The 882-nt window shown below is 60.5% G+C and carries 1 pseudogene; it reads left to right on the top strand.

The features are described from left to right. Positions 1 to 882, top strand: a pseudogene (locus tag TRM7557_RS19460) (efflux RND transporter permease subunit); the annotation flags it as partial.

Genomic DNA, 882 nt, shown 5'->3' with positions numbered 1-882 from the left:
TTCTGTGGCCTTGGGCGCGGCCGAATGGCGCCGCACTGAAAACACCGTCACTGCGCGCAATCGCCTGGGTCTTTTTGGCTGGATCATCAAAATGATCGCGGGCAACCCGATCATGCCGCTGGTGACCCTCGCGGTTGTTGGCTTTGGTATTGCCACCGTGTTCCAGACCTTCAGCCAGAACAACTATGGCGTTGAATTCTTTGTCGAACAGGAACCCGAACAGGCCACGGCTTACGTCCGCGCCCGCGGCAACCTGTCGTTGCGCGAAAAAGACGCCATGGTGCGGGCCACTGAAAACCTGATCATGGAACATAAGGCCGTCACCAATGTGTTCTCCTTTGCGGGCGATGGCGGTCTGAACACAGACAGCTCTGGCGCCAGCACACCGCCAGACACCATTGGTCAGGTCCAGTTCGAGATCATCCCATGGGAAGATCGCCCAACACAGGAAGAACCCATCCTCGGCGGTCTGATGTCGCGCGAAGTGACCGCAGACGATTACGATGGCGATCTGGTGCTGGAGCAGCTGCAGGCCGCTGTCGACAGCCTGCCGGGCTTCGAAGTCGAAGTCCGCGCCATCGCAGGTGGCCCTGCGTCCGGCAAACCGGTGCATCTGCGCATCAAAGGCGACGACTGGGCAACCCTGCCTGACCGAAGCCACAGTTGCGGCCCGCACTCAGTTCGAGGAGACCGCCGGTCTGGTGCAGATCGAAGACAGCCTCCCCCTGCCCGGCATTGACTGGGAAATCGACGTCGATGTGGCCAAAGCGGGTCGTTACGGCTCTGACGTGGCCTCTGTTGGGGCAATGGTGCAGCTTGTCACCCGTGGGATCTTGCTGGACACCATGCGGGTCGACAGCTCGGACGAGGAAATCGAAATCC

This window comes from Tritonibacter multivorans (assembly GCF_001458415.1).
In the GTDB taxonomy this organism is placed as follows: domain Bacteria; phylum Pseudomonadota; class Alphaproteobacteria; order Rhodobacterales; family Rhodobacteraceae; genus Epibacterium; species Epibacterium multivorans.
Note: the sequence above shows the minus strand (reverse complement) of the source record. Positions and strands in the feature narration are given on the sequence as shown.